This is a genomic window from Streptomyces sp. NPDC056296, from assembly GCF_042268605.1.
Lineage (GTDB): Bacteria > Actinomycetota > Actinomycetes > Streptomycetales > Streptomycetaceae > Streptomyces.
The window spans coordinates 1-2,288 of the sequence record NZ_JBHJRX010000136.1 but is presented as its reverse complement, the minus strand read 5'-3'; the positions used below and the strand labels follow the sequence as shown (position 1 = coordinate 2,288).

The following is a 2,288-nucleotide window of genomic DNA, read 5'->3' as shown; positions in this document are numbered from 1 at the left end:
AGACAGGCAAGCCCTCGATCAAGTAGACATGGACGAGGTCAGGACCTGGGGAATTACGTGACGCCGGGCCCGGGGAATTACGTGATCGTTCACACCTGCGTAACAAGGTCATCCGTCCCGCACCGAAGCCGAGCTGGGCCGCCAGTCGAGCGCCGGCTCGTCCCGCCAAGGCGAGTCCCACCCGCTCCAGGGCGCGGTTCAGCCGCGTGGTGAACCGCGCGTACGGCGCGGCCAGCCGGGAGAACGGCTCGGCGAACGTTCGGTGTGGGCAGTCCGCCGACCCGCAGATGAATCGCCGGACCGTCAGCCGGATCACAAAGCCCTGCTCAGCGAGCGGAAGGTCTTTCAGCCTGCGCTGGTAACGGTCGTGGACTCGGTTCGAGAAGCGGCCGCAGTCCGGACACGCCGCCCCCGCCATGCGGCCTCTTGCTACCACCTCGACCGTGCCGAACGCGACCGTAACCGCCTCGACCTCCACATCGTCGATCCCGTCGAACACCGAGGTCACGCTCCGCGATGGTGCCCCAAGATCTGTGCCAGAACCGAGTAGTAGGGACGGTCGGCGGCGATCCGGTCAATCGGCAGAAGCGTCCCGTCCAGGATCAGATATGCCTTCATCGACGCGGCCCGTACTGCTTCGGCCAGGGTGGGGGCGAGGGAGGCCAGGAGCTCGACGGCCTCGGTGATGTAGCGGTAGACGGTGGTGGTGCCGACCCCGAACCCGGCTGCGAGCTGGGCGTAGGTCTGCCCGTTGCGGAGGTGGGCGAGCGTTAGGAGGGCCTGACGGCCGGCGTTCAGACGCCGCCATCGGGTGCCGAGAGCGCGCCGACGTTCCCTTATGCGTGCGGCGAGGAAGCGGAGGGCAGAGCTGGACACATCGACGTCGGACGAGTAGACAAGCATGCGAAACCTCTGGTGGAGACGGTTCTCTTCGTCGAAAACGCATCTACCAGGGGCTTCATCCGTCCGTCAGGCCAACTGCCAAGGTTCTTTGCCGGGTTGGACGAGGCTCAGTGTGTGGCACAACTGCTCTCTTCTGCCCGCAGTTGGAAGGCCTCAGCCGCTGGCTGGCTGAATGAGACGGGTCACGATCGCGACGATCGCCACGATCCCGGCGATCACGCGGAAGCCCGTCGCACCTGGCCATGCACTCCGTCTGGCTGCTGGCTGCATATCCCACATCAGCCGCGCCACACCCCCGTAGTCGCACGCCACCAGGAGCAGTGCACCCACCGGCAGCACCCAGATCCACTCGATGTGCAACCTCGCTCCCTTCACGCCTCCAACGGCTGTAGGCCTGGAAGCCTCAAGCCCTCCACTCAACACCTCAAGTTGAGGTTGGAAAAGGCTCACTGGCCTGCGCAGGCACAGCCGCACGGATGACCGTCTCGGGACTGCCGTGCCGACGGTGACCTGTCCAGTAGATCCATCGACAGTGCATCCGGGAACGTGCTTCACAGTGGGCATACTCTCGGAGACGTCCGACATGCAGTGCCTGGCTGCTGCCGCCGTCCGCCTGGCCCGCACGCTGCCGTCCCCGTCACCGCCCCTGTGAATCCTGCGGGATTGGAACCGAACCGATTGGGTCAGGGCCCGGCAACTGCGTCACCACCTGACCGAACGCGGCATCCGGTCGAAGGAACTGAGCCCCTCCCCCGTCCCTTCGGTGCCTCGAGATGAAGTCGGAGCACATGCAAGTCAACGGGAAGCGGACCAGGCGCGGGTGACGGCCGACCCGGTGCACCTGCTGATGATGGTATTCGCGATCCCCGAAGTCACGGCCATGGACTGCCCCGCGTCAGCTCACTTCGGCAGGTTCCCCGCCGGCTCCATCGCGCTACAGGGCTGTGCCAGCTCCGATGGCCGCTGACGCCGGGGTCTGGATGGTCTCCAAGCCTGCGACATCTGTTTGGGTGTGGGCGTCACTTTGGCGTCGAATCGTGAGTTCGCGGTGGTGCGGGTAGTTCGCCGGCGCAGGTGGCGCGGCCGTAGGCGCCCGATGCGGTGGCGCCTTGAACGTGCTCGCCGCGGATGGCGAGCGCACAGCGCGCCTGTCCGCCTTCGTCGTCGAGGAGGATGCTGATGGTGGGCCGCTTGCCCAGTGGCACGTGGACGGTCTTCTTCCACGGCAGTTCGACGTTTGCCTCGACGGTGGCTCTGCCCTCACTGCCGCGGGCAAGGTAGCTTACCTCGACGTTGCCCTTACCAGCGACTTCGTACGTCACGGCGGCCGTCGGTGTCTTCTGTTGCTCGGGTGCTGCGTCGTCCTCCGTGCCGAGAATGCCGTA

Annotated in this window: 3 protein-coding genes and 1 pseudogene; all 4 read right to left on the bottom strand. The window is 66.0% G+C overall.

The features are described 5' to 3' along the window. Window positions 1–508 (bottom strand): transposase family protein (locus ACFCZF_RS40780; RefSeq protein WP_376675976.1); only part of this gene is annotated, 508 nt, incomplete at its 3' end. A gap of 35 nt (window positions 509–543) precedes the next feature. Continuing rightward, window positions 544–903, bottom strand: a pseudogene (locus ACFCZF_RS40775) (transposase family protein); the annotation flags it as partial. Window positions 904–1,056: 153 nt separating this feature from the next. After that, the gene (locus ACFCZF_RS40770) at window positions 1,057–1,263 is read right to left on the bottom strand and encodes a hypothetical protein (protein ID WP_375914450.1); all 207 of its coding nucleotides are present in this window, start codon (window positions 1,261–1,263) and stop codon (window positions 1,057–1,059) included. A gap of 659 nt (window positions 1,264–1,922) precedes the next feature. After that, on the bottom strand, window positions 1,923–2,288 hold a 366-nt coding region (locus ACFCZF_RS40765; RefSeq protein WP_376675975.1), incomplete at its 5' end, for a hypothetical protein.